Raw genomic sequence first — 26,252 nt, 5'->3', positions numbered from 1 at the left:
GAGGATCGCTTTAACATCTGGCCGGATTAACCGTTGCCCATTTGGGGGCACGCCGCGAAGCCCACGTCATGCGTTCACTATCACGTGAGTCGAGGAGCACCGCTATGAGCACCTGCAACGAACCGCATCATGCCCATCATGACCATCAGCATGGTCCGAACTGCGGACACACTGCGATCAGGCATGGCGATCACACTGACTATCTGCACGATGGCCACTTGCACCATCCCCATGGCGATCACGTGGACGAACACCGGTTGGAGGTGAGCGCAAAAAATCCGGATCAATGTACTTCGAACTGCGGCGGTCATGAGTCGGGACATGTCCACGGGCCGGCATGCGGCCACGAAGCGGTACCGCATGGCGATCACGTCGACTACCTGGTCAACGGCCACCTGCACCATCCGCACGGCGATCATTGCGACGACCACGGCCCGGTCGAGCTCGCCTGAGTGCCTGGCGCCAGGCAGGCGAAGTACCTCAATACGATTGAGTATGCATGGTGCCAGGTTACTGCCCGGGTGGACACACCTTACTGCGTCCACTCAGGGAACGGGTCGGTAAATTTGTGCCACGCGACTTCATCACGGGCCAGTTCGTCCTCGCTTAGCAGGCAGGCATCGAAGGACGCGCGCAAGGCTGCCTCGTCCATTCCGGTGCCGATCAGAACCAGCTCCTGTTGACGATCCCCGAAACGCTCATGCCAGCGGCTTCGGATGATAGCCTGTGCTTCGGGCTCCTGCGGCCAGGCGTGCCTGGGCACGGCCGCCCACCAGGTCCCGGCGCGTCCGTGACGCGAGACCGCGCCGGCTTGCGACCATTCGCCGACCGCATGGTTGCGCGAGGCCAGCCAGAAGTACCCCTTCGAGCGCACGACGCCCGGCCACTCGCTCTGAATCCAGTCGAAGAAACGCTGCGGATGAAACGGACGGCGCGCGCGGTAGACGAAGCTGGTGATGCCATATTGTTCGCTTTCGGGAATGTGTTCGCCGCGCATCTCCTTGAGCCACCCAGGCGCTTGCGCAGCGGCTTCGAAGTCGAACAGGCCGGTATCGAGAACCTGCCCGATCGGCACCTGGCCAAAGCGGCTTTCGACGATCTTCGCGCGGGCGTTCAGCACTCGCAGCACGCCTTTGAGCAACTCCAACTCGCTTGCGCTCACAAGGTCCGTCTTGTTCAGCACGATCACGTCGCAGAACTCGATCTGCTCGGTCAGCAGATCGACCACGGTGCGGCGGTCTTCCCCACCCATCGTTTCGCCGCGATCCGCCAGGAAGTCGTGGGAACCGTAGTCGCGCACAAAGTTATAGGCGTCGACGACCGTCACCATCGTGTCCAGGCGAGAGATATCCGAGAGGCTGTGACCTTGTTCGTCGCGAAACGTGAAGGTTTCCGCCACCGGCAAGGGCTCGGATATGCCCGTGGATTCGATCAGCAGATAGTCGAAGCGCTTCTCCCGCGCGAGCCGCTGGATCTCGATCAGCAGGTCCTCGCGCAATGTGCAGCAAATGCAACCGTTGCTCATTTCGACGAGCTTTTCGTCGATGTGCGAGAGCTGGCTGCCGCCGTCACGAATCAGCTGAGCGTCGATGTTGACTTCCGACATATCGTTCACGATTACGGCCACCCGCTTGCCTTCGCGGTTATTCAGGACGTGGTTCAGGAGCGAGGTCTTGCCCGCGCCGAGAAAGCCGGACAGTACGGTGACGGGGAGCTTGTGCATGGGAAAAGTGGAGCCTCAAACGTGGTGAAGAAGATCGCATGAATCGACACGGCCAGCCTGCTGGCCGAGGCGGGTGCGCGGCAAGCAGGCGCGATCCTTCGTGTCAGTTCTGCAGGACTTCGCCAACCATACAGTTGTCGAGGCCCGCCTTGATAAGGTCATGTGGCAACTGTTTGCCGATGAAAACAATCCGGGTTTCGCGCGTTTCATTCGCGCCCCAGGACTTACCGATATCCGCGCCAAAAATCATATGTACGCCCTGGAACACTGCGCGACGGTCGACACCCGCCAGGTTCAGCACACCCTTGTAGCGCAGCATCGCGGCACCATAGATCGCAACCGTGGCGCTGAAGAACGCTTCGAGCTTGTCCCGATCCAGAGGCGCAGTAGTGCGGTAGACGAAGGACGTCACATCGTCGTCATGCTCGTGCGAAACGTCTTCAAGGAAATCGGGCTCGATGTCGACAATGGCATCCAGACTGAAGCTGCGGATGTCGAGCAGTTGCTTCAGGTCCGTCTCGCCAAAATGTGCCGGCCTGATCGTCGCGCGCGGGTTCATCTGCCGCAACCGGCGCATCAGTTGCTGCGCCTGCTCTTCGCCAACGAGGTCCTGCTTGGATACGAGGATACGGTCCGCGAATCCGACCTGCTCCTGCGCTTCGTGATGTTCGTCGAGCTGCTCGCCGCCATGCCGTGCGTCGACCACCGTCACGATGGCGTCGAGCAGGTATTTCTCCTGCACGACATCGTCAACAAAGAACGTTTGCGCGACGGGCGCCGGATCGGCAAGTCCCGTTGTCTCGATGATGACCCGCTCGAACGCGAGTTCTCCTGTCTCCCGTCGCGCGGCGAGCGTCGAAAGAATGCGCACCAGGTCGCCACGCACCGTACAACAGATACAGCCGTTGTTCATTTCGACAATCTGCTCGTTACCGTCCTGCACCAGCAATTCGTTGTCGATGCCCGCTTCGCCGAACTCGTTTTCGATGACCGCAACGCGTCCGCCGTGATGCTCGGTCAGGATGCGGTTGAGCAAGGTCGTTTTTCCGGCGCCGAGGAAGCCGGTCAGGATGGTCGTCGGGATACGCTGGAAGCCGGTTGCATCTTGCATTGCATTCTCCTGTGAGCGGCACGCGCTCAAGCATGTTCGTCCGTCGAGGTGCCCGGGCGCTGAGCAAATGGTTACGGTCGAGATGCCCCCATGCGGTGACAGCCCGCTTCGCTGATGCCACGCTCCGGGACGGCCAGTCTGTCTGCTGGGAACGCTGGACACCGCCAGTGTTATGTTATAACGTATCTAATCCTATTGGATTGTTATTTTTCGTGCCAGGAACGCCAATGAAAAAAATCGCCGCCAGGCTTTGCAACTCCGTTCAGCACCGCGCATCCTGGAGTTCAGGACGGCCAGACCGGTTTGTTTGGCGCGCCGCACTTAAGCCCATCGGTAGCCTTTCGGCTGCATTGGTACTGCTTGCCGTGCATCAGGGAAGCGCCATGGCGGCATCAGCAGCGGCTGGCGTAATCAACGCCATCGGTGTCGAAAACGAGTACGCCGACGTCATCGCCCAGATCGGCGGCAAGTACGTTCAGGTGAGCGCGATCGAAACGGATCCCAATACGGATCCACACACGTTCGAGGTCAACCCGAAGGTGGCAGCGCAGCTTGCTTCCGCCGATCTGATCGTCAAGAACGGCGTGGGATACGACGCCTGGGCCGACAAGATCATCGCAGCCGCGCCCAACAACAAACGCAAGGTCATTGACGCCCAACACCTGCTCGGCCTGCCCGACGGCACGCCGAACCCGCATCTCTGGTACGACCCGAAAACCATGCCGGCGGTTGCGAAGGCAGTGGCAGCGGACCTTTCCGCATTGAACCCTGCGCAGGCAGCCTACTTTCAAGCCAACGTGAAGAAGTTCGACGCATCACTCAAGCCCTGGCTGGCTGCAATTGCATCGTTCAAGGCGCACTACGCGAAAACGCCTGTCGCGGTGACGGAGCCGGTCGCCAACTACATGCTCGAAGCGGTCGGCACCGATATCGCCACACCCTTCAGCCTGCAGGCGGCGATCATGAACGGCACCGATCCCTCTCCGCAGGACGTGACGAAACAGAACAGCCTGTTCACGGACCACAAGGTCAAGGTGTTCGTCTACAACCAGCAGGTCACGGATGCGCTCACACAGTCGTTCCTCAATCTGGCCAGGAAAAATGGTATTCCGGTGGTCGGCGTCTACGAGACCATGCCAACCCCCGGCTTTACTTACCAGTCGTGGATGCTGGCGGAAGTCAATGCGCTGGAAAAGGCAGTGACTTCCAAAGTGTCCACTGAAACCTTGCAGGCTGTGCAGTGAGCGGCATGTGCCCTGGCAACGAGGTCCTTGCGGTCGACCGGGTGAGCGTCTCTTTCCCGGGGCACAGCGTGCTACATGAGGTGAGTTTCAGTCTGGAAGCGGGAGAGTTCTGCGGCCTTATCGGTTCGAACGGTTCGGGCAAGACCACGCTGCTGCGTACGATCCTCGGCTTCCAGGTAGCGAGTGCAGGTAGCATCAGGATCAATGGTGCGCGCAGCCTGACCTCGGTGGGTTACGTCCCGCAGAAGATCGCGCTCGACCCCTACCTCCCGATGCGTGCGCGGGATCTGGTGTCGCTCGGCCTCGAGGGCCACAGGCTCGGCTTGCCGTTACCGTCGAAAAAACGCCGCGAGGCGGTCGACGGGATGCTCAAAGCCGTGGATGCAGAGCCTTTCGCGGACCAGCGCATCGGGGAACTGTCCGGAGGCCAGCAGCAGCGGGTACTGATCGCACACGCTCTGGTTCGCCGTCCGCGGCTGCTGTTGCTGGACGAACCTCTGGCCAACCTCGACATGCGCAGCGTCGCCGAAATTGTCGCGCTGTTGCGCCGCCTGAGCGTCGAGCACGGGCTTGCGGTCCTGCTTTCGGCGCATGACATGAATCCCTTGCTGCCGGTGATGGACCGGATCGTCTACCTCGCCAATGGCCACGCAGCGAGCGGGGCGACGGACGAAGTGGTGCGTACCGAGGTCCTGAGCAGACTGTACGGCTATCACATCGATGTCGTCCGCGTGCACGGCCGCGTGCTGGTGATTGCCGCCGGCACCGAGGCCGAAATGCTTGCCGCCGTTCGGCGAGACCCCGCCCACATTGTGCAGGTTCCCTGATTCAAGATGGATTCCCTGCTCACCCTCATCTTTGAACCGGGCTTCTTTAGCAGCGAACCGGTGCATACCGCGATGGTAGTCGGCGGCGGCGCCGCAGTCGTGTCCGGCGTAATTGGCGTATTCACCGTCATGAGGAGCCAGTCCTTCGCCGGCCACGCGCTGGCCGATGTGAGCAGCGCGGGCGGTGCTGCGTCGTTCCTGCTCGGCATCAACCCGTTGCTGGGATTTCTCATCATGGCGGTCATGGCAGCGGGCGGCATCGAACTGGTGCGGGTGCGCCGCGCCCGTGAGCGCGATCTTGTGACCGGCGTCGTGCTGGGCGCGGGGCTTGGCCTTGCCGCGCTGTTTCTTTACCTCGACGTGACATCGAAAAGCACGACTGGAGCGGCGATCACCGTCATGTTCGGATCAATGTTCGCCATTCCGGCATCGATCATTCCGCTCGCACTGGCGGTGGGCACGGGGGCATTGATTGCCGCGGGCGTGCTTTATCGTCCCTTGCTGCTCAGCTCCGTTGACCCAGAGCTGGCTGCGGTCATGGGCGTGCGGGTACGGACGGTCGGACTCCTGCACCTGCTGGTATTGGCGCTGGCCGTTTCCCTATCAGCTATTACGGTAGGCGCCATCCTGTCGACCGCACTCCTGATAGGTCCGGCGGCGATCGCCTTGAGGGTGGCAAAGCGGCCAGGCTGGGCCACGGGTCTGTCCGCGTTAATCGGCCTGGGCACGACCTGGGGTGGCATCCTCCTCGCGTACGACAGCTACTACTGGACCCCCGGGCACGGCTGGCCAGTGAGCTTCTTCGTGGTGACGCTTATCTTCGCCCTGTATGTCATCACAGGTCGCGCCGGACCTGCACGGAAGCCCCCAACGGGCGCGCGGATCGCCCTGAACGCCCGTGAACCGGGTGAGGCCTGACCATGTTCTCCAGTTTCATGACCAACACGTGGATCGTGGCGAGCATCGTGGCTGCGGTCGCCGGATTCATCGGTTTCTTCGTGGTGATTCGAGGCGCCTCGTTCGCCGCGCACGCCTTGCCGCTCGGCACCTTTCCGGGTGCTGCAGCGGCAAGCCTGCTCGGTATCAATCCGCTCTTCGGCCTGATCGTCTTCGCTGGTCTCGGCGTGATCGGAATCAGTTGGCTGAGCCGGCGCGGAAGACACGAAGTCGCAACCGCCCTGTGCCTCGTCACGCTGCTAGGCTTCGGGGCGCTGTTCCTGAGCATGACGAGCGGGTATTCACAAGCGGTCTATGCCCTTCTCTTCGGCGAAGTACTGGGCGTGAGCAACACCGATCTCGCGCCGGTTGCCGCGATCAGCGGGTTCTCGATTGCGGTTGCGGTTGTGCTCTTCCGGCCACTCCTGCTCAGTTCGGTATCGCCCGATCTGGCGAAGGCGAGAGGCGTATCGAGCCGCGCGATGGAACTTGCGTTCATGAGCATCCTGGCGCTTGCGACGGCAATGGCGCTCCCGGTAGTGGGCGCGCTGCTAGTGTTCAGCCTGATGATTGGACCCGCGGCTGCGGCCCGCTCGCTGACTGACCGGCCGATTCTTGCGATATGCGTGTCGGTTGGAATTTCGCTCGTCACGGTGTGGACATCGATCGCCCTCTCCTATGTCTCCAACTGGCCAGTCGGTTTCTTCGTTGGCATGCTTGGGGCCGCCTGTTACGGAGTGGGGCAGGTGTGGACCCGGGCACGAGCCTTCGCGCGCCACCACGACGAACGGCCGGCCTCGGAGGCACCGGCCGGCTCACTGACGTGACCGCCAACCGGCGTGAAGCCGAGCGCATGAGACTTGGCCTCAATCGCGGCAAGCGACGTGCGGTCCTCGTCGAATGCGAGGGTCAAGGCTTTCCTGGCCGTAGCTAACGTTGATGTCGGACACGCCTGGCAGCCGCTTCATCGCGTTCTCGATCTTCAATGCACAAGACGCGCAGTCCGTGTCCCCGATGCGCAGTTTCAGCGGTTCTGTCGCGGTAAGGCGATTTTGGCGGACGATTGCGATGTGAGAAGGATTGCTTACATCGCCAGCGAGTAGAATTGCCGGGCGGCCGATGGCTTGAGTTTGCCGGAGTCTCTCATCTGCCCCTTGGCGATCATATGCATGAGTTCAATGCCACTCAACAAGGTGCGGGCAGAACTGAAATCCTTGAATCCCAACATGGGTCGGGTACGTCGCTTGATCGCCCGATGGTCTTGTTCCACGATATTGTTGAGATACTTGGCCTGGCGGATCTTGATGGGCGTCTCACGCTCGGCGTTCACGGCGTGCAGCCCGGCCAGATTGGCACCGCTTTTGTCGATGGTTACGGTTTCGGGCGCCATTCTGATCGATGGCCTTCTCGAAGTACCGTCGGACCACTTCCTTGTCCCGCTTGGCTCGCAGCAGGAAATCAACCGTGTTGCCGGTCTTGTCGACGGCGCGTTAGAGATACTTCCATGTGCCCCGGACCTTCACATAGGTTTCGTCCATCCGCCAGCTCTTGCCGACCGGGCGCTCGCAGCGGCGGAACGTCTTTTCAAGCACTGGCAGAAGCTTGATGGCCCACCGATGCACGGTCGAATGATCGACCGCGATCCCGCGTTCGGCCATCACCTCCTCGAGATTGCGCAAGCTCAGCGGGTAGGCCACGTACCAACGCACGCACACCAACATTATCTCGAGCCGGATAGTGCAACCGCTTCAGCACTTCGGCTACCGCCGGACTCAGCGCCTTCATGGCCGTCCACATCATTCTGTTAGTTCCCGCAGCATCCCAGCCTCCGCTATTGCAACAGAACCGTCGCAGCAATAGCGCTGGCATAATTTCGCGCTATTATTTCTCGATTGGGGGCCAGTAGAGGACAAACATGCATGCGTCTTCAGACAGTACCGATCGCCCATGGAGCGTGTCGCTGATTCAGACCAAGATGCTCCCGCCCCGTCTTCCGTCTGGCTGCGTGCAACGATCCGTGTTGCTTAAGTGGTTGCGTAAGCAGCCGGTTCGCAGCATCACCGTCGTGACCGCCCCGGCGGGGTTCGGCAAGACGACATTGCTTGCTGGTTGGTGTGAAGCGCTGTCGCAGCGAAAGCATGTTGTTGCATGGCTCAGCCTCGACGCAGAAGACGATGATCCGCAGCAGTTCTGCGCTTACCTGGTGGCCGCATTCGCCAGGGCCTCGACGGAAATTGCCTCGCAAGCGCAACAGATCCTTAATAACGATCCGCTGACTCCTATAAGAACGGTCATTTCACTACTCCTGAACGGGATCGCTGCATCCGGCAGGCGCGTTTTCCTCGTGCTGGATGACGCCGACCGTCTGACTGCGAAACCAGTTCTTGCGATTACTTCCCGTCTGCTTCGCTATGCCCCCGAGAACATGCATATCCTGCTCGGGGTGCGAGGTGAACCGGCCTTGATAGTTGGTCAGTTTCGAGCTCCAGAGGAACTAGTTCGTATTGATGTCGACGATCTCCGTTTTTCGATCGCCGATGCGCAGGCATTTTTTGACCGGACAGGCACCGTGCCGCTTGACCGGACCAGTGTTGAGTTGCTGAACGAGGCAACGGAGGGGTGGGTCGCTGGCTTGCAACTTGCTGCTCTTGCGCTACGCGATGTGGGCGATGCGGCCAAGGTCGCCGGTGCGCTGGTCGGAGTCAGCTCCGGAATCGATTCGTACCTGAACGATACCGTGCTCGCACATCTGCCGCTCCATATGCTGAAGTTTCTGCTGTACACGTCGATTCTTGAACGACTCGCCCCTGAGTTGTGCGATGCCATCATGGGCAAGGGAAGTGGAAGCGGGGGCGAACTCGACTGGCTCGAGCGGCACAGCGTGTTCATCCGGCCGCTGGATGAAACACGGCACTGGTACCGCTATCATGCGCTCCTGTCCGACGCACTTCGTCGGCGCCTTCTTCGCCAGATGCCGCAACACGTCCCGTTGCTGCACCGTCGTGCGTCCCAATGGTTTGCAGGAGCACGTCTTTGGCCCGAGGCAGTCAGACATGCCTTGGCTGCAGGCGAACTCGAGCAGGCGGCACAGTGGGTTGAAAACTGTGCGACGGAGATGCTCGAGCGCGGTGAGTTGAACACGTTGCTAGGATGGATCGGAAAACTGCCACCGGATGTCATCCAGAAACGGCTTCGTTTGCGCCTGACGAAAGCATGGGCGCTCGTGTTCTCGATTCAGCCGGACGCCGCCTCAAGGGAGGTTGCTGCTGTTAACAACGAATTCTTTCGCGGGCGTCGCAAGGATACCAGCATGGTAGAGGAAGCGGCATTGGCGGAGATCAACGCGGTCAGCGCACTGATCGCCACCATGGTGGAGGAAAGCGAGCGGGCGCTCGAACTAGGGCGTGCTGCTCAAGCCTCAATGGCGCCTACAGCGCCGTGGGTGCAGCGCTGTGCGCAATTCGCGCAGCTCTTCGGCTTGATGCACAGGGGTAGGTTCGACCAGATACGTGAAATACGCGACGCCGTCGGCGAGCGAGTTGAACAGGGTCAGGAGCCCGACTACTCGGATATGTTTCGACGCTCGTCGTTCGGTGTTGCTGCATTTATGCATGGCGAGCTGTCTGAATCAAGGCGAATTTTTGAGGCGATGTTCCACCGCATCGAAAAAGCATGGGGCCACTCGTCATCCTGCGCAACCTGGGCGGCCAGTTGCCTTGCTGCGATCTACTATGAGTGCAACGAACTGCCTGAAGCGCGGAGGATGATCGCGGGCCGCACGACCGCTGCACTGGAAACCTCGCCGCTAACTGGTTTGATGCGCCATATACTGTCTGCAGCACGCTTGCTGTGGCGCGACGGGGAGATGGGTTCGGCGCTGGCTATTCTCGAAGACGGTCGACAGGCCGCCGTAACCCGACACTGGCTACGTCTGAAGTTGGCGCTGGATGCCGAAACGGTAAGATTGCTCCTTGTAGAAGGCAACGTTGCTCAAGCGAGACAGATCGCCGACGAACTGAGCAAGAGCGTGCCAATGATGTGCGAAGGGCGGACTGGGTGCGCGGTAGACACCTGGACGAGCTATTGTCTCCTGCAGGCTCGCGTACTGATCGCCGGGGATCGTGCAGATGAAGCCGTCACGCTTCTCACACCTTTGCTTGATACTCTGGCTGCTACGGGCAGGCGCTATTCGGAGGCTGTGGTTTCCTTGCTGTTCTCATGCGCGCTCGCGCAATGTGGAGCGTCCGAAAAGGCGCTTGGTGCGCTCGAACGAGCGCTACGGCTCGGAAGGCAGAGCGGCATGATTAACAGCTTCGTGGATGAGGGGCCACCCGTGCGCGCGTTGCTACAGCAATTTCGCTTGGCTTCAGCGAATGTTCCTACGGCAGAAACGGCGTATGTCGACAGGCTGCTTACAGCTTTTGATGCCTTCGGCAATTCACCGGCTGCGTCGCCCGCGCATGTTGAGGCCGTGCCGCTGTCACCGGATGTTCTTAGTGCGAGGGAGTTTGAGGTACTCGAGTGCGTTGCCCGCGGTCTTTCGAACAAGGAAATCGGCCGGTCGTTGAAACTGGCACCCGAGACGGTCAAGTGGCATCTGAAAAATATCTTCGAAAAGCTCGACGTAAATTCGCGAATTGACGCCGTACAGAGAGTTTTTGGACTTGGGGTAGGAGAGGGCCGCGCGGCCATGTAGTGACGAGCCATATGCAATAGCCCTCACCAGATTCGGCGCGGACGTCCCCAGATCGCCTGGACTTTTTTCTCAGAATCACAAGCGCAGCCGCTTCGGCCAGCGCCTTCTCCTTGCGCTGCAATTCCTTCTCAAGCTGCTGGATGCGCTTCTTGTCATCGACGCGGAATCGACAATCCCGGACAAGTAGCGTCCAGGGGTCTGCGTGTTACTTCTTGAATGTGCCGAGCAGTTCGGTGTGCGCCACGACATGGCCTTGCATCGCCTTTTCCAACGCCGCCTTTGTGGGCTTGTGAAGATCGGGCAGCACGGTGTCGAGCGCGTAGAGCTTATGGAAATACCGATGACGGCCAGTGGGCGGGCATGGGCCGCCATACGTGGTGCGATGGAAGTCGTTGGTGCCTTCAAGTGTGCCTGCCGGAAGCGCGCCCGCAGTGACGCCCTCCTGAACACCAGGAGCCGTCGTCGGGATGTTGTAAAGCACCCAGTGGACCCATGTCATCCGTGGCGCGGCCGGGTCGGGCGCGTCGGGGTCGTCGACGATCAGCACGAGGCTTTTCGCGTTGGCGGGTACCCCGGACCACGAGAGCGGCGGGGAGACGTCCGCGCCCGTGCAGGTGTAGCGCCGAGGAATCTCGCTTCCTTCGTGGAAAGCTTGTGAGGTGAGGGTGAAGGCCATGGTGCGCTCCTCGGCGTCAGCCCGCGCCGCCAGCTAATGCTTGCGATGCATCCAGCTCATATGATGCGTGTCGAGCCACTGACTCAGGCTCTCTCCCGGGTGATCGTGCCTGTAGCGCCTGGACAAGGCCGATGCAACGACAACGAGAACCACAAGGCCAACCCAAAAACTGATCATTGATTGAGCCATGGCAGCCTCCTTGGGGAATGCGACTATCCCTAAATTGTAGTCATTGGCGGCCGAACTGGCTCAACTCGAAAAGGCGGTTTACAGCCCGAACGGCCACGTCAATGATCCTCCCGATCTCCAGCGTGCCGAAACCCGTTTTTGCGTGATCGCCACCGCATCTGTTGCAGTGCGGCACTCCCCAATCGACCCAATATGCGGGACGACCCTGGATTGCCGCGCCGCTGCGCTCCCCCTACCATCAACTCCCCGCGCCATTGCAGCGAGCGCGCCATCGGCAGGCGACGTCAAAAGCGAGTGCTTCAGCCAACACAATCCATACAGCACCTACTCAAGCTATCAGGAGGCAAGCATGCTCAGCGCCCATGAATTTGCGACATTGATGCTGGTCAGGGATTCGGCTCACCACATTGCCGAGCGGGAAGAACTCGATACGCTGCTTGAACGTCAGCTCGTCACCATGGAGAGGCTTGCCGGCGGGGCAGTGCGACCTCGCGTGACGCAGGACGGCGATTCGCTCCTTCGTAACCTCGCGCGCATTCACTGAGAAGTCGAAACCTGCCGGCTGTCGGCTGGGACTCGAGCGAGCAACTAGCCTCAACCGGCGAACCGCGAAGTACCGACGAGCCCTCAAATCTTCGACTTCCTCGTAGTCGCCGGGGTGGAATGCCAAATTCCGCATGGAAAGTACGATTACCCCTTGAAGGGCGTCTCGAAGACATGAAGGCTGAAGGCTGTGCCCGGAGACCGCGCCAGATAGTTGCACCAAAGCCCCGGAAAGGCACTCTCTAGCTGACGAAGGGCAGCTTCTCGTCGCGCGCAGTCGCGAGCATCGACAGCGTGATCTTTCGCACCTCGAGCTTGCTTTGCGTAATGTGAGCGCGCAGCAGGATGGCAGCCTCGCCAAACTTGCCGCGATCGATGAGATGGAGCATCGCCGAATGCTCGTCGTACGTCGCGCTCGTGCGATGCGCCTTGAGAAAATCGAGCCGCCGCACGATGCGGATGCGCTCGGTCACTTCGTTGTGCACGCGCAGCATCTCATTGTTGCCGGCAGCACTCACGAGGCCGCGGTGAAAGCCCTCGTCGAGCACGAACATCGTGGCCGGACGGCTTTCGCGTTCCCGTTCGTCAACGCACCATACGGCTCGCAACGCATCCATCGCATCGTGTGGCGCTCCCGAGAGCCGCTCGAGCGCCGCCAGTTCGAGAACGATGCGCAGGTCATACAACTGGTCGAGTTGATTGAAGTCGATATCGCAGACTTTCCAGCCGCGCCGGAACCCCACCTCAAGATAGCCTTCGCGCGCGAGACGGAACAGCGCATCGCGCATCGGCGTGCGCGACACGCCGTGGTGTTGGGCAATGTCGTTTTCGGAAAAGCGGTCGCCGGGAAACAGTCGAAAACTGAAGATGTCCTGCTTGATGAGCTGATACACCTGCTCGGCGAGGGGGTTTGCGCTGTAGGTCACCTTCGTGCCGGATGCTGCGGGTGCTTCGGCGGCGGCTTCGGTCAAGTCGTCCATGAGTCAGGTATCGATAAACGTCGAGAGTGGTGCGGCGCGTCGGTGCAATGGTGGGCGACGGGGGCCAACTCCCTATTATCCGCCCTCAAACGGGCTCGATGAGGCTCACGTGCGCCGCCACGATCGTCCAGCCGCCGAACATATCGTTCGCCTCATGCAGCCGCGCCCAGGTCTGCATCTGGCGGCCCGTCAAAGGCGTGGTGTCGCTCGTGAACTCAGTGCTCACCGTCGCGTAGTCGCCGCCAAACGTCGTCACCACGGTGCGGTGCAACCGCCGCGAGCGGGGCACCGGCACGCAGGTTTCCCGCCAACGGAGGATCGCGTCGCCACCATGCTGGATTTCGGCGATGCCATAGCGCACTGTTTCGGGTGCGTCCCAGAACAGGGCGTTCATCGTCTCGACGTCGTTGTCGACCAGCGCTCGCTCGTAAGCCTCGAAAGCTGCCGCGACCTGCGCGACGATCTCGGGCCGGTTCACTTCCATCGTCATCAGTCTGCCCCCAGCAGGGCGTCGAGTGGAGCGGTCCAGCCGACGATGCCGCCCTGCGAATGAATCATTGCAATCGTCGCTTCGCGAAACGCCGGTATGTAGCTTGCCGTCGCGTCCTCGACCAGTAGACACTCGTAGCCCCGATCGTTGGCCTCGCGCATCGAAGTCTGCACGCAGACCTCGGTCGTCACGCCCGCGAACACGAGATGCGTGATGCCTCGTATCGACAGTTCCTCGCCGAGCTGCGTTCCGTAGAAAGCGCCTTTGCCGGGCTTGTCGATGACGAGTTCTCCATCGATCGGCGCGAGCGTGTCGATGATCGCGTTGCCGGGCTCGCCGCGCACGAGGATGCGGCCCATCGGTCCTTCGTCGCCAATGCGCGCATCTGGCATGCCGCGCATGCGTTTGGCCGGGGGGCAGTCGGAGAGGTCGGGTGTATGCGATTCGCGGGTGTGCACGACCTGCCATCCCGCCGAGCGCGCATGCGCGAGCAGCCGCGCGACGGTCGGCACGATGCCTGAAAGCAGCGATACGTCGTTGCCGAGCGCCTGGCCAAAGCCACCCGGCTCGATGAAGTCGCGCTGCATGTCGATCACGATGAGCGCCGTATGACGCGCGTCGAACGTGAACGGCGCGGGCTTTGCGCTGGCGATGGTTGTCATCGCGACATTTCTCCGTTTGCGTTGTGTATCGTTCGCGCGCCGCTCAGGCGCTTGCGTGCAGCTCGGCCGGCTCAGCCGTCTGCGGCCTGCCTTCGTCGCCATGGCCCGCCATGTAACGCCCAAGCACCACTCGATCCGCCTCGTTTGCTGCAGTCTCGTAGACGAGACGTCCCTCGGCCATCACCACGATCCGGTCGGCAAGCTCCAGCAGTTCGTCGAGATCTTCGCTGACGAGCAGCACGGCCGCACCGGCATCGCGCGCCGCGAGAATGCGGGCGTGGATGTCCGCGACGGAGGCAAAGTCGAGTCCGAACACAGGATTCGCGACGATCAGCACGTTCACTGCGTGCCCAAGCTCGCGAGCCAGCACGGCGCGCTGTACGTTGCCGCCCGACAGCGAGCCGATGGCGCGCTCGGGCAGTGGAGGCCGCACGTCGAATTCGGCGATCAGCCGCTCGGCGCGCGAGCGCATGGCGCGACGATCGAGCCACCATCCGCCGCGCCGCAGCGGCGCGCGGTCGAAATCCCGCAGCGCCATATTCTCGGCCACGCTCATGCCTGCCACGCAAGCATTGCGCAGCGGCTCCTCGGGAAGGGCGAACACGCGCATGCGTGTCATCTCTACGCGCGTCGCGGCATAGGGCAAACCTTCCACGGCCATCGCGCCCGACTGGGCCTTGCGCTGCCCGACGAGCGCTTCGATCAGTTCCTTCTGACCGTTGCCGGAGACGCCCGCAAGCCCGAGGATCTCGCCCGCGCGCACGCTCAGCGACGCCTCGCGCACGGCAGCGTGCCCACGCTCGTCGACGACCGAAAGGCTCGATAGCGAGAGCCGCACCGGAGCGTCGGGCGAGTTCGGCCGGCGCGCAGGCCGGAACTCATCGGTGTCTTCAGCGGCGCCCTCACGCGTTTGCGCGCTTGCGTCGCTGCCCATCATCCAGGCGGCCAGCCGGTCGCGGTCGGTGTCGGCCACCGCGCAGGTGCCGACGAAGCGGCCCTTGCGCAATACCGTGACGTTGTCCGAATAGGCCATTACCTCGCGGAACTTGTGAGTGATCATCAGCACCGTGAGGTCACCGCGCGAGGCAAGCGTGCGCATGAGGCCGAGCACTTCGTCGGCTTCCTGCGGGGTGAGCACGGAGGTGGGCTCGTCGAGAATCAGGAAGCGCTGCTCCAGATACAACTGCTTGAGAATTTCCAGCTTCTGCTTTTCTCCCGCCGCGAGTGACGAGACCGGCGCATCGAGTTCGAGGCGAAACGGCATGCGGCGCATGAAGGCGTCGAGCGCGTTGCGCTCGGCCGCCCAGTCGATCTTCCATGACAGGTTGCCGCGCGCAAGGAGCAGGTTCTCCTCGACGCTGAGCCCCGCCGCGAGTGTGAAATGCTGATAGACCATGCCGATGCCGAGCGCTTGCGCATCGCGCGGGGATGCGATGCGCACCTCGCTTCCATCGGCCACAATCGTGCCGTGATCGAGCGGGCCGTAGCCCACGAGCCCCTTCACGAGCGTGCTCTTGCCTGCTCCATTTTCGCCGAGCAGCGCGTGAACCGTCCCGGGCGCAACCCTGATCGAAACGTCATCGAGTGCGCGGAACGTCCCGAACGACTTGCTCGCGCCGATTACCTCGACGCCGAGCGCGCGTGTCGCGGTGATCATGGTCACTGCTCCAGGGCAGCGACGAGCGCCGCCGAACTGGACACCGTGCCGAACACGCCGCCCTGCATCAGGACCATGTTCAGCGCAGCGTCATGGTTGCCCTTATCGGTCGCGCCGCAGCAGTCCGCGAGCAACGTGCATTCGAAGCCGCGGTCGTTTGCTTCGCGCATCGTCGTGTGGACGCACACATCCGTCGTGATGCCCGTGAGCACGAGATTCGCAATGCCGCGCGTGCGTAGGATCAGTTCGAGGTCAGTCGCGCAGAATGAGCCTTTGCCAGGCTTGTCGATGATGATTTCGCCCGGCAGCGGGGCGAGTTCGTCGATGATTTCCCAGCCCGGCTCGCCGCGCACGAGTATCCGGCCGCATGGCCCCATGTCACCGATGCCAAGACCGTTCGTGCCCGCCTGGCGGCTGCGCCAGCGCTTGTTCGCCGGCAGATCGGACAGATCCGGCCGATGCCCTTCACGGGTGTGGATGATCGTGAAGCCGAGTTCGCGCATCGGCCCCAAAACGCGCTTGATCGGCTCGATCGGGGCGCGCGTGAGCGAGAGGTCGTAGCCCATCTTGTCGACGTAGCCGCCGTAACCGCAGAAGTCGGTCTGCATGTCGATGATGACGAGCGCCGTGTTGTCGGGGCGCAGGTTCCCGTCGTAGGGCCAGGAATAGGGACGGGCTTCGATGGTACGGGTCATGTCGATTCTCCGGTCGCGCGCTACGCGAGCGCGGGCGATTCTGGATTCGGTCGGTCGGAAGCCGTCCGCGCTCAGCGCGTCAGGCTCAGCTCGCCGGGTGCGCCCGCCAGCGTGCGGTCCGGCCTGCAGTTGATGATCATGAGCGCGAGCGTCAGCACGTAAGGGGCGGCGTTGAAGAGGTAATAGCCGCTGGTCACGCCGATTGCCTGGAGGGCGGGGCCAAGCGCTCCGGCAGCGCCAAACAGCAGCGCGGCCCAAAGACAGCGCAGCGGCTGCCAGCGTGCGAAGATCACGAGGGCGACGGCCATCAGGCCTTGCCCGCTCGACAGTCCCTCGTTCCAGCTGCCGGGATAGACGAGCGAGAGATAGGCACCGCCCACGCCCGCGAAGAAACCACCCACCGCCGTCGCGATGACGCGTATCCGCGTAACGGGATAGCCCATTGCACGCGCGCTCTCGGCGTTCTCGCCGACGAGCCGCAGCGTCATGCCCCAGCGCATCGAGCGCAGTCCCCACTGCAAAGCGACGGCAAGCACGACGCCAATCACGAAGAGCAGATTGATATGCAGGGCGTTGTGCACTTGCTGCGAGGCGGCCCACGCGCCGAGATCGATCGACGGGAGCATCGCTGCCTGCGGCTCGATGAACGGCTTGCCGAGATAGAACGCCAGGCCGGTGCCGAACAGCATGAGCGCGATGCCGAACGCGATATCGGAAACACGCGGCAGCGAGCAGACCAGCCCATGCAGGCAGCCGAGCACCAGACCGGCCGCCGCCGCAGCGAGCACGCCGATCCACGGCGAACCCGAGAGATACGAGCCCGCATAGCCGCACATGGCGCCGGAGACCAGGATGCCTTCGAGACCGAGATTCACGCGGCCGCCTTTCTCGGTGAGGCACTCGCCGAGGCTCACGAACAGATAGGGCGTACTCACGCGAATGGCCCCCGCAAAGAGCGAAATCAGCAGTACCGCAGCGGGCGAATGAAGGTCAGACATGGCGGGTACGTTCCAGTGAAGCAGACGAGGTGTCGAGCGCGACGGCCTGAAGTTTCACGCGCCAGGCGGCAAGACGGGGAGCAAGTGCCTCCCAGGCCAACAGGTTCGCGAAAAGCAGCCCTTGCAGCACGAGCGTGGCGGCGTCGGGCAGCTCGAGGTGACGTTGCAGCAGACTGCCGCTCGCCTCGATGCCGCCGACCATCAGGGCGCACACGATCACGGCGAACGGATTCTGGCGTGCCGCGAACGCGACAAGGATGCCCGCATAGCCGTAGCCCGAGAGCAGCGACGCATTCGCGCTGCCTTGCACGGCCGCAACTTCGAACATTCCGGCAAGTCCCGCCGATGCGCCGCCTAGCGCGCAGGCGGTGAGCGCGAGCCCGCCCACGGGCAGGCCGACGAGGCGCGCCGTGTGCACGTTGCCACCCGTTACGCGCATGGCGAAGCCGAGCGTGCTTTGGCGCACGAGCACCCAGGCAGCGAGACACGCGAGCACGCCCCAGAAGAGGCCCCAGTGCACGTCGAGTCCCGGCAGCGAGCCGATGGTCATGGCGTCGGGGAGGGGCAGCGTCGACGGTTTGTTGAGACTGGCGGGATCGCGCAGCGGCCCTTCGACGAGAAACTTGAAAACGGCGATGGCGATATACGACATCAGCAGGCTGCTGATGGTCTCGTTGACACCACGCCATTGACGCATTGCGCCCACTGCGCTGATCCACAGGCCCCCCGCGAGCATGCCTGCAATCGCCATCAGCGGCGTCGCGACGATCCACGGCGTAGCATGCGGCAGGCACTGCGGCACGACGGCGGCCGCGAGCCCGCCCAGCGCGAGCGCGCCCTCGCCGCCAATCACGATCAGGCCGACCTGGGCAGGCAGCGCGACGCACAGAGCCGTAAGCATGAGCGGTGCGGCGCGCAGCAAGGTGTTCTGCCATGCGAACGACGAGCCGAACGCACCTTCACCAATGAGACCAAGGGCCTGGATGGCCGGCTGTCCCTGCACGAGCAGGAAGATGCCGAAGATCGCCAGAGTTGCCACGATTGCACATACTGTCGGCAACCCAGGCAACAGCGCAAGCAGCAGGCGCGCGAGACTTGCAGGCAGCCTTCGCGACGGCCCGCGAGCGGGAGAAAGGGATGCGGACATCACGACTCCTGGCGAGGACGCTTACGGTCCTCAGATCTGGCCAACCACACCGGCAACCAGATAATTCATGCTTTCGAGCGCGATATCGGTCTGTGCGTAGCTCGTGCCGGCCGCAATGGCGCTGCCGCCCTTGTTGTCCTTCATCGGTCCCTTGAAGATGACGTAGTCGCCCGCGACCATCTTCGCCTTCACGGTGTCGGCTTGCGTGCGGGCATCGGGTGTCACCTTCGCGCCATACGGAGACATCTTCACGAAGCCTTCGCGCAGACCGCCGCGAAGAATGTTCGGCTGCGGCTTGCCCGTCTGCGCGTTTGTGACGAGCAGCTTGTAGGGCGTCGCCCAGTCCCATTCGGCGCCCGTCAGATAGCCCTTCGGCGCCAGCGCCGCCTGGCTTGCGTGGTAACCGCAGCTCATCGCGCCGCGTTTCTCGGCTGTCTCGATCACGACCTTGGGTCCGTCCACGTGACACGTGAGCACGTCGCAGCCCTGATCGACGAGGCTGTTGGCGGCCTCCGCCTCCTTCACCGGCATCGACCAGTCGCCCGTGAAAATCACGTGCGTGGCGATCGACGGATCCACCGACTGTGCGCCCAGCGTGAATGAGTTGATGTTGCGCAGCACCTGCGGAATAGGCTTGGCCGCGACGAAGCCGAGCTTCTTCGTCTTGCTCGCATGGCCCGCCACGACGCCGTTCAGATACTGGCATTCGTCGATATAGCCGAAGTAGCTGGAGATGTTGGCCGGATTGCCGCTCTTCCAGAGACCGCCGCAGTGGGCGAAGCGAACCTTCGGATATTTGGCTGCCATTTTCAGCACATGGGGATCGAAGTAGCCGAACGAGGTCGCGAAAATGAGCGTCGCACCGTCCTGCTCGATCATCGCTTCCATGGTCTTTTGGGCGGCGACGGTCTCGGGCACGTTTTCTTCCTCGACGACCTTCACGTTCGGCAGCTTCTTGATGACAGCCGCAGCTTGCGCTTGTGCCTGGTTGTAGCCGTAATCGCCGCGCGAACCGACGTAGATGACGCCGACCGTAAGCGGCTCGGCACCGAAAGCGAGGTCGAATGGGAGCGTGCTGCCGAGGGCGAGGGCGCCAGCGCCCTTGAGAAAATCGCGACGGTTTGTCATGGTTGGACTCCTCGTGAGTTCAATGCATATATTCAGAATTGCCGATCGGATTGGGCTTGCGTTCCGGCCGCCGTTGCGAGCCATGCACGCCAGCCGCCGAATGCAGTGATGTCGTGTGCGCCGCTGCCTGGTGCGACCGCCGAGGGCTCGCTGATAAAGCCCTTGACGATGAGTCCATCGGCTGTCTGCACGCTGCCGATGCCGAGCGGCGCCGGCACGTGGGCAACGAATGCGCCGAAGCTCACGCGCGATATCCAGACTTCGGGGCGACAGGAGGCTTCGATCCGGGCGATCACCGTGTCGACGATGTCGCGAGGCGTCGTGCTTTTGGTGGCGTCGGATTCGAGCAGCGCTCGAACCTTGAAGAAGGCGTCGGGAAGCATGAGTTCAATCTTGAATACAAGTTTGAGCTCATGCTTGCAGCAACTGTGCCAGGCAGAGGACGTTGGCAGGAAGTCCTTGCCCGGCAACGATTTTTACATTGGCGTAGACGCTGGTACTTGTCTACCCGTGATCCAGTGTGGGTCGCGATTGGTTTGGGTTGGTGCACGTGTCCCGCTCATCGTGCACCAACCAGAGGGAAGGGCGCGAGCGGTGGTTCGCTCGGCTATCGCCCCCTCGTTGGCACCCACCGGATCCTGACGCTCGCAGGACTGAGCGAGCGGTAGTTAAGGCACTCCTGGCCGAAGCGAGGAAGCCTGGCGAAGACCATTACCACCGGCTCGGAGAGGAACTGGACGGGCATGACGGCCCGCCGCCCCGCGAAGTTCACAAGTGGGTGTGTTTGGGCGGGCGATACGAAATCCATCTCGAAATAAGACCCGCATATGCCCAGCCCGTGCCACCATCTTCGTGCTCCGGGTTTGGGACACAAGGCAAGACCGCTGATCAACGGGCGTGACCAGCCGGTCACTTTCCAAAGCTGCACGATCGGGGCACAAAAAAGAAAACGCCCGTGTTATTCACACGGGCGTTTCCGTGGCCCCGCTACCGCGCCCCAATGAACGATTTCTCGTCCGCTTCTGCATCAGGGGCCGGCTTCCGCGCGGCTCTCTTCAAGTATAGGGCGCTTGGCGGGATATCCAAGTCGGCGAGACCAGATTTTTGCACGGAACGCGAGCGGATGATTCAGACGTCTGAGTACTCGCGCCGCCTCTGGACTCAACGCCGTCATTGAGCTTTCAGCCGTTCATGCCGTTCGGTACATGAAAGCGACAACCTTACTGTAAAGCCGGCTGGGTATTGCTGGTTGTTGGACATGTTAGCGCTTACATTAACGCGGAAAACAGCGACTGCGGCAACGAGACAATGACGTCATCAGGGAAACTCCCTAAACAATTCATCGGACCGGCGATCGCGCTCCGCTCGCCCGCAGGATCATGCTCACCACTTCTTCCGTCGTAGCCTCGAAGCGCTTCGTCGAGAGCGCGCGTTTGCCCGAGAGCGCGCATATTTGAGCCTCGAAATCGGCGTAGTGCTGCGTGGTCGCCCAGATCATGAAGAGGAGCGTCCGAGGGTCGACGGGCGCGAGCAACCCTTTGGCTATCCATCGCTCGATCAGCTTCACGCGTGTGTCCATCCAGGGCTTCACGCGTTCGAGCAGGATCTCTTGCATGTGCAGCGCCCCGCTGATTATTTCGTTGGCCCACACCTTCGATCCAAGTGGGCGGCGCCGTGACAGGGCCATCTTGGCGCGCACGTAGCCGCCAATCGCCTCGACCGGATCGTCGCTTGCATCGAACAGGTTGGCGGCGGCGTTCCATTCCTCGAACACATCGTCGAGTACACGCCAGTACAGCGCCAGCTTGGTCGGGAAGTAATAGTGCAGATTCGCCTTCGGTAAACCCGCGCGCTCGGCGATCAGCGCCGTGCTCGCGCCTTCGAAGCCGCGTTCGGCGAACACGGCTTCGGCACAGGCGAGTAGATGGGATTCATTCGACGCACGAATGGAGGCTTTGCGCCGCTGTGGCTTGTGCGATGTGTCGGCGGCTCGTTGCGCCTGCACGGTGCCGCGCGTCGCGAGGGGCGCGGCTCGCGTGGTGGGTTCGTCGTCGCGCATGTTCGGTCCATTCGGAAGAGAAAAGGAGCGCGGCGGCGCCGCGCGCATGCCGGAATCATTGTAGCCACGATGCAAGTGCGCCGCGAATTCACCGACATCAGGAGAAACGCGCAGCACGGACGCCTGGTTTTTTTCACGCACTGCAGCATCAATGGCACGCTTCTCGCTCGTAACTCCGCATTGAATTCGGGAAGTTTCTCGTCTAAAACCTGTCCAATCGGACAGGATTCGAAGGGCTGGGTTTCAGGGGCAACGCAGTGCCATCGAGGCGTGCACCGTCGTGGTCCTTCGCGCCCCAACACGGTGGCATGCATGCACGTTTGACAAGCACGGACAGGAGAACACGCATGAACGCAGTAAGCGAAGCCGCGCTGACGACCGCGATCCACGTGAACGGTCAGCGATTGTGGGACAGCCTGATGGAGATGGCCAGGATTGGCGCCACGCCCAAAGGCGGCGTGTGCCGTCTGGCGCTGACCGACCTCGACAAGCAGGGCCGCGATCTCATCGTGCAATGGGCGAAAGAGGCGCGCTGCACGATCAGTGTCGATCAGATGGGCAACGTGTTTATGCGCCGCGCGGGGCGCAACAACGACCTGCCGCCCGTGATGACCGGCTCGCACGCCGACTCGCAGCCAACCGGTGGGCGCTTCGACGGTATCTATGGGGTGCTCGGCGGCCTCGAAGTGATTCGCTCGCTCAACGATTACGGCATCGAAACCGAGCGCCCTGTTGAAACGGTGATCTGGACCAACGAAGAAGGCTCGCGCTTCGCGCCGGCGATGGTCGCCTCGGGCGTATTTGCGGGTGTGTTTGCGCTCGAGTACGGACTCTCGCGCAAGGACGTCGACGGCAAGACCATCGGCGAGGAATTGCAGCGCATCGGCTACGCGGGCGCGTTGCCGTGCGGCGGCCGCAAGATTCACGCGGCGTTCGAACTGCACATCGAACAGGGGCCAATACTCGAGGCCGAAAACAGGACGATCGGCGTGGTCACCGACGCGCAAGGTCAGCGCTGGTACGAAGTCGTGCTCACAGGCCAGGAGGCGCACGCAGGGCCTACGCCCATGCCGCGCCGCCGCGACGCGCTGCTGGGCGCCTCGCGCGTCGTGCAGCTCGTCAACGAAATCGGCCTGCGTCATGCGCCGCTCGCGTGCGCGACGGTCGGCATGATGCAGGTGCATCCGAATTCGCGCAACGTGATTCCGGGCCGCGTGTTCTTCACCATCGATTTTCGCCATCCGCAGGACGAGGTGCTGGCGCAGATGAACGCCGAGCTGCGCGAAGGCATCGCGAAGATCGCGGAACAGGGCAAGCTCGAAGCCGACGTCGAGCAGATTTTCTACTACGCGCCCGTGCCGTTCGACGAGGCGTGCGTGAAGTCCGTGCGCGCGGCGGCCGAGCGCTTCGGCTATTCGAATCGCGACATCGTTTCGGGCGCAGGTCACGACGCGTGCTATCTCGCGACGGTCGCGCCGACCTCGATGGTGTTCGTACCGTGCATCGACGGCATTAGCCACAACGAAGTCGAGGACGCCACGATCGAATGGATCGAAGCCGGCGCGAACGTGTTGCTGCACGCCATGCTCGAACGCGCGAGCGAGCCCGGCTGACGCAATCTCGATCGAACGCAAGCGGTCTCAGCGCCGCGCTGTCTTTCCAACGATTCCCCACCTACCGGCCGCGCACGTCACGCACGCGGCCGGCGGACCCGTGTTTTGCCTCGCAAGGAGCATCCGGATGTCCCAGACCACCTCGAATGCCGCCAACGGCATCGCGCCAGGCCGTCTCAGTGCCGAGCAACTGGGCTGCAATTTCGCCGACGTCGCGCCGCCGCTTTCCGCGAATGCGGCCGTGATCGCCGCCGACCGCTGTCATTACTGTTACGACGCGCCTTGCGTGAACGCGTGCCCCACGGGCATCGACATTCCCGGTTTCATTCGCAAGATCGGCAACGGCAATCTCAAGGGCGCGGCGCGCGATATCCTCAGCGCGAACCCGCTGGGCGGCATGTGCGCACGCGTGTGCCCGACCGAGATTCTCTGCGAAGGCGCCTGCGTGAGAAATCATCAGGATGGCGAGCCCGTTCAGATCGGCGCGCTGCAACGTCATGCCACGGACTTCCAGATGGCCCGCGAAGCCGCCGGTGCCCCTGCGCTCTTCAAGCGCGCCAGCGAGACAGGCCGTCATGTTGCCGTGGTCGGCGCGGGTCCCGCGGGTCTCGCCTGCGCGCACACGCTCGCGCTTGCCGGGCATCGCGTGAGCGTCTTCGACGCGCGCGAACAGCCGGGCGGCCTGAACGAGTACGGCATAGCGGCGTACAAGACCGTCGACAACTACGCGCAGCGCGAAGTGCGGTGGCTTCTTTCCGTTGGCGGGATAGAACTGCGCCAGGGCCAGCGACTGGGGCATGACGTGACGCTTGCGGAGTTACGCGCGGCGTATGACGCGGTCTTCATCGGCGTGGGCCTTGGCGGCACGCATACGCTCTCCATCGAGGGCGAACTGCTCGACGGCGTGCTCGATGCAGTGGATTTCATCGCGCGCGTGCGCGAGGCCGACGATCTGGCCAGCGTGCCCGTCGGTCGCAAGGTGGTGGTGCTCGGAGGCGGCAATACGGCAATCGACGCCGCCGTGCAAAGCCGCAAGCTGGGCGCGGAGCAAGTGACGCTCGCCTATCGTCGCGGCGCGGCGCAGATGAGCGCCACCTGGGCCGAACTGGAATTCGCGCGTAGCCAGGGGGTGACGTTGGCCGAGTGGATGAAGCCGCTGCGAATCGTCGGCGACACGCAGGTGCGGGCCGTGGAATTCGAGCGCACCGGGCTCGATATGAGCGGCGCATTGCGCGGCACTGGGGAGATCGTGCGCGTGGAGGCCGATATGGTGCTGAAGGCAATTGGCCAAACGCTGTTACCCGAAGGCCTCGACGGGTTGCAACTCACCGAGGAAGGCGGGCGCGTCGCGGTGGATGCGAACGGCGCCACGTCCCTTGCGGGCGTTTTCGCAGGCGGCGACTGTGCCGGCCACGGCGCCACCGATCTGACCGTCCAGGCCGTGCAGGACGGCAAGCTTGCCGCGCATGCGATCGACCGCTTCCTTGCGAGTCAGTCTGCCAAGGCCGCCTGAGCCGCGTGATAGCTACACCGAATCCAGATAAAACGAAGGAGTCGCATCATGGCCGACTTGCGCTGCACGATTGCCGGCATTCAATCGCCCAACCCGTTCTGGCTCGCTTCCGCGCCGCCCACCGACAAGGCCTACAACGTCAATCGCGCCTTCGAGGCGGGTTGGGGCGGCGTGGTCTGGAAGACGCTCGGGCTCGACCCGCACGTGGTGAATGTAAGCTCGCGCTATGGCGCCACCACCTGGCGCGGCCAGCGCATGGCGGGTCTGAACAACATCGAGCTCATCACCGACCGGCCGCTCGACGTGAACCTAAAGGAAATCGCGCAGGTGAAGCGGGACTGGCCCGACCGGGCGCTCATCGTCTCGCTGATGGTCCCTTGCAACGAGCACGACTGGAAGTGGATTCTGCCTCAGGTGGAAGACACTGGCGCAGATGCTGTGGAGCTGAACTTCGGCTGTCCGCACGGCATGAGCGAGCGCGGGATGGGCGCGGCGGTGGGTCAGGTGCCCGAGTACATCGAAATGGTCACCCGCTGGGTGAAAGAAGGCACGCGGCTGCCTTGCCTCGTAAAGCTCACACCGAACGTCACCGACATTCGTCACGGCGCGCGCGCGGCGATGAAGGGTGGTGCGGACGGCGTCTCGCTCATCAATACCATCAACTCGATCGTCGGTGTCGATCTCGACGTCATGGCGCCGCTGCCCACCGTGGACGGCAAGGGCACGCATGGCGGCTATTGCGGTCCTGCCGCGAAGCCCGTTGCACTGCACATGGTCGCGGAGATTGCGCGCGACCCGCAAACGCAAGGCTTGCCCATCTCTGGCATCGGGGGCATTTCCGACTGGCGCGACGCCGCGGAATTCATCGTGCTGGGAGCGGGCAGCGTGCAGGTATGCACCGCGGCGATGCACTACGGTTTCCGGATCGTCAGCGACATGAGCGACGGCCTTTCCAACTGGATGGACGACAAAGGGTACGCCAGCCTCGACGCGATTCGCGGCCGCGCCGTGCCGAACGTCACCGACTGGCAATACCTGAACCTCAGCTACGACATCAAGGCGCGTATCGATCAGGACCGCTGCATCGAGTGCGGGCTCTGCCATATCGCCTGCGAAGACACCTCGCATCAGGCGATCACCGCCACGCGCGACGGCAAGCGCCACTTCGAGGTGGTCGATGCGAACTGCGTCGGGTGCAATCTATGCATGCATGTTTGCCCGGTCGATCAATGCATCACGATGGAGCGTGTCGATTCGGGCGAGCGCTACGAGAACTGGACCACGCACCCGAACAACCCGGCGCGTGTCGCCGACCCGAAAGCCGCCTGACATTTCGAAGCCGGATCGAGCCGGACCCACGACAAG

The 26,252-nt window shown here is 62.7% G+C and carries 24 protein-coding genes and 2 pseudogenes; 9 read left to right on the top strand and 17 right to left on the bottom strand.

The annotated features are described in order from the left end of the window. Positions 1–80: 80 nt before the first annotated feature. The 3 genes from OKW38_RS03210 to OKW38_RS03200 all read right to left on the bottom strand — a co-directional run bounded on the left by OKW38_RS03210 (position 81) and on the right by OKW38_RS03200 (position 2,834). Positions 81–431: a hypothetical protein gene (locus OKW38_RS03210; protein WP_208524380.1), complete on the bottom strand. Its 351-nt coding sequence runs from the start codon at positions 429–431 to the stop codon at positions 81–83. A gap of 101 nt (positions 432–532) precedes the next feature. Next, on the bottom strand, positions 533–1,723 hold the full coding sequence (gene zigA, locus OKW38_RS03205) for a zinc metallochaperone GTPase ZigA (protein WP_184071862.1): 1,191 nt from the start codon (positions 1,721–1,723) through the stop codon (positions 533–535). 103 nt (positions 1,724–1,826) lie between these two features. Further along, positions 1,827–2,834 carry a CobW family GTP-binding protein gene (locus OKW38_RS03200; protein ID WP_429359938.1) on the bottom strand — a complete coding sequence of 336 codons (1,008 nt, stop codon included), beginning with the start codon at positions 2,832–2,834 and terminating at the stop codon, positions 1,827–1,829. 227 nt (positions 2,835–3,061) lie between these two features. Here OKW38_RS03200 and OKW38_RS03195 point away from each other — a divergent pair, with 227 nt between their 5' ends. The 4 genes from OKW38_RS03195 to OKW38_RS03180 are packed head-to-tail and all read left to right on the top strand — an operon-like array spanning position 3,062 to position 6,668. Beyond that, entirely contained in the window at positions 3,062–4,078 is a 1,017-nt protein-coding gene (locus OKW38_RS03195) for a metal ABC transporter solute-binding protein, Zn/Mn family (protein WP_429359936.1), read from the top strand. A 5-nt stretch (positions 4,079–4,083) separates the two neighbouring features. Next, the gene (locus tag OKW38_RS03190) at positions 4,084–4,905 is read left to right on the top strand and encodes a metal ABC transporter ATP-binding protein (RefSeq protein WP_184059204.1); all 822 of its coding nucleotides are present in this window, start codon (positions 4,084–4,086) and stop codon (positions 4,903–4,905) included. A gap of 6 nt (positions 4,906–4,911) precedes the next feature. Next, positions 4,912–5,823, top strand: a complete 912-nt coding sequence (locus OKW38_RS03185) for a metal ABC transporter permease (protein ID WP_090811199.1) — start codon at positions 4,912–4,914, stop codon at positions 5,821–5,823. 2 nt (positions 5,824–5,825) lie between these two features. Beyond that, complete coding sequence (locus OKW38_RS03180) at positions 5,826–6,668, top strand: metal ABC transporter permease (RefSeq protein ID WP_090811201.1); 843 nt, start codon at positions 5,826–5,828, stop codon at positions 6,666–6,668. Between the two features lie 39 nt (positions 6,669–6,707). On the opposite strand, the gene OKW38_RS03175 is transcribed toward OKW38_RS03180, so the two are convergent. Together OKW38_RS03175 and OKW38_RS03170 are read right to left on the bottom strand one after the other, a co-directional pair. Beyond that, a complete protein-coding gene (locus tag OKW38_RS03175; RefSeq protein WP_244144755.1) occupies positions 6,708–6,827 on the bottom strand; it encodes a heavy metal-associated domain-containing protein in 120 nt (39 codons plus the stop codon). 98 nt (positions 6,828–6,925) lie between these two features. Continuing rightward, positions 6,926–7,626: pseudogene (locus OKW38_RS03170) on the bottom strand (IS6 family transposase). Between the two features lie 169 nt (positions 7,627–7,795). Here OKW38_RS03170 and OKW38_RS03165 point away from each other — a divergent pair. Further along, positions 7,796–10,537 carry a LuxR C-terminal-related transcriptional regulator gene (locus tag OKW38_RS03165; RefSeq protein ID WP_429359934.1) on the top strand — a complete coding sequence of 914 codons (2,742 nt, stop codon included), beginning with the start codon at positions 7,796–7,798 and terminating at the stop codon, positions 10,535–10,537. A 55-nt stretch (positions 10,538–10,592) separates the two neighbouring features. Here the strand turns inward: OKW38_RS03165 and OKW38_RS03160 are convergent. Together OKW38_RS03160 and OKW38_RS03155 are read right to left on the bottom strand one after the other, a co-directional pair. Continuing rightward, positions 10,593–10,691, bottom strand: a pseudogene (locus OKW38_RS03160) (transposase); the annotation flags it as partial. A gap of 51 nt (positions 10,692–10,742) precedes the next feature. Then, on the bottom strand, positions 10,743–11,213 hold the full coding sequence (locus OKW38_RS03155) for a YbhB/YbcL family Raf kinase inhibitor-like protein (RefSeq protein ID WP_090811205.1): 471 nt from the start codon (positions 11,211–11,213) through the stop codon (positions 10,743–10,745). Positions 11,214–11,751: 538 nt separating this feature from the next. Here OKW38_RS03155 and OKW38_RS03150 point away from each other — a divergent pair. Next, positions 11,752–11,946, top strand: coding sequence for a hypothetical protein (locus tag OKW38_RS03150; RefSeq protein ID WP_090811207.1), 195 nt, complete (start codon positions 11,752–11,754; stop codon positions 11,944–11,946). A 241-nt stretch (positions 11,947–12,187) separates the two neighbouring features. Here the strand turns inward: OKW38_RS03150 and OKW38_RS03145 are convergent, their stop codons facing one another. From OKW38_RS03145 to OKW38_RS03100, 10 genes are all read right to left on the bottom strand, one after another. Continuing rightward, on the bottom strand, positions 12,188–12,925 hold the full coding sequence (locus tag OKW38_RS03145) for a GntR family transcriptional regulator (RefSeq protein WP_260330550.1): 738 nt from the start codon (positions 12,923–12,925) through the stop codon (positions 12,188–12,190). Positions 12,926–13,010: 85 nt separating this feature from the next. After that, the gene (gene hpxZ, locus OKW38_RS03140; RefSeq protein WP_090811898.1) at positions 13,011–13,409 is read right to left on the bottom strand and encodes an oxalurate catabolism protein HpxZ; all 399 of its coding nucleotides are present in this window, start codon (positions 13,407–13,409) and stop codon (positions 13,011–13,013) included. Positions 13,410–13,414: 5 nt separating this feature from the next. Further along, positions 13,415–14,077, bottom strand: a complete 663-nt coding sequence (locus OKW38_RS03135) for a cysteine hydrolase family protein (RefSeq protein WP_429359932.1) — start codon at positions 14,075–14,077, stop codon at positions 13,415–13,417. Between the two features lie 43 nt (positions 14,078–14,120). Continuing rightward, positions 14,121–15,734, bottom strand: coding sequence for an ABC transporter ATP-binding protein (locus tag OKW38_RS03130; RefSeq protein ID WP_429359930.1), 1,614 nt, complete (start codon positions 15,732–15,734; stop codon positions 14,121–14,123). Positions 15,735–15,736: 2 nt separating this feature from the next. After that, positions 15,737–16,429, bottom strand: coding sequence for a biuret amidohydrolase (gene biuH, locus OKW38_RS03125; protein ID WP_090811211.1), 693 nt, complete (start codon positions 16,427–16,429; stop codon positions 15,737–15,739). A gap of 71 nt (positions 16,430–16,500) precedes the next feature. Further along, positions 16,501–17,427, bottom strand: coding sequence for an ABC transporter permease (locus tag OKW38_RS03120; RefSeq protein ID WP_184054130.1), 927 nt, complete (start codon positions 17,425–17,427; stop codon positions 16,501–16,503). Next, entirely contained in the window at positions 17,420–18,574 is a 1,155-nt protein-coding gene (locus OKW38_RS03115; RefSeq protein WP_429359928.1) for an ABC transporter permease, read from the bottom strand. The genes OKW38_RS03120 and OKW38_RS03115 overlap by 8 nt, the downstream gene beginning before the upstream one ends. A gap of 30 nt (positions 18,575–18,604) precedes the next feature. Further along, positions 18,605–19,702 (bottom strand): BMP family ABC transporter substrate-binding protein, encoded by a 1,098-nt coding sequence (locus tag OKW38_RS03110; RefSeq protein WP_184033153.1) that lies wholly within the window; start codon positions 19,700–19,702, stop codon positions 18,605–18,607. Between the two features lie 32 nt (positions 19,703–19,734). Further along, a complete protein-coding gene (locus OKW38_RS03105) occupies positions 19,735–20,085 on the bottom strand; it encodes an allophanate hydrolase-related protein (protein ID WP_429359926.1) in 351 nt (116 codons plus the stop codon). 956 nt (positions 20,086–21,041) lie between these two features. Further along, positions 21,042–21,761, bottom strand: coding sequence for a TetR/AcrR family transcriptional regulator (locus OKW38_RS03100; protein WP_090811902.1), 720 nt, complete (start codon positions 21,759–21,761; stop codon positions 21,042–21,044). Positions 21,762–22,108: 347 nt separating this feature from the next. Between OKW38_RS03100 and OKW38_RS03095 the strand changes: the two genes are divergently transcribed. From OKW38_RS03095 to preA, 3 genes are all read left to right on the top strand, one after another. Next, the gene (locus OKW38_RS03095; RefSeq protein WP_184054146.1) at positions 22,109–23,374 is read left to right on the top strand and encodes a Zn-dependent hydrolase; all 1,266 of its coding nucleotides are present in this window, start codon (positions 22,109–22,111) and stop codon (positions 23,372–23,374) included. Between the two features lie 127 nt (positions 23,375–23,501). Then, positions 23,502–24,887: an NAD(P)-dependent oxidoreductase gene (locus OKW38_RS03090; RefSeq protein WP_429359924.1), complete on the top strand. Its 1,386-nt coding sequence runs from the start codon at positions 23,502–23,504 to the stop codon at positions 24,885–24,887. Positions 24,888–24,935: 48 nt separating this feature from the next. Then, positions 24,936–26,216: an NAD-dependent dihydropyrimidine dehydrogenase subunit PreA gene (gene preA, locus OKW38_RS03085; protein WP_429359922.1), complete on the top strand. Its 1,281-nt coding sequence runs from the start codon at positions 24,936–24,938 to the stop codon at positions 26,214–26,216. The last annotated feature ends 36 nt before the right edge of the window (positions 26,217–26,252 follow it).

The organism is Paraburkholderia sp. MM5496-R1, assembly GCF_050436205.1.
GTDB classification, from domain to species: domain Bacteria; phylum Pseudomonadota; class Gammaproteobacteria; order Burkholderiales; family Burkholderiaceae; genus Paraburkholderia; species Paraburkholderia tuberum.
The sequence above is the reverse complement of the archived record's forward strand: the minus strand, read 5'-3'. Positions and strand labels throughout refer to the sequence as shown.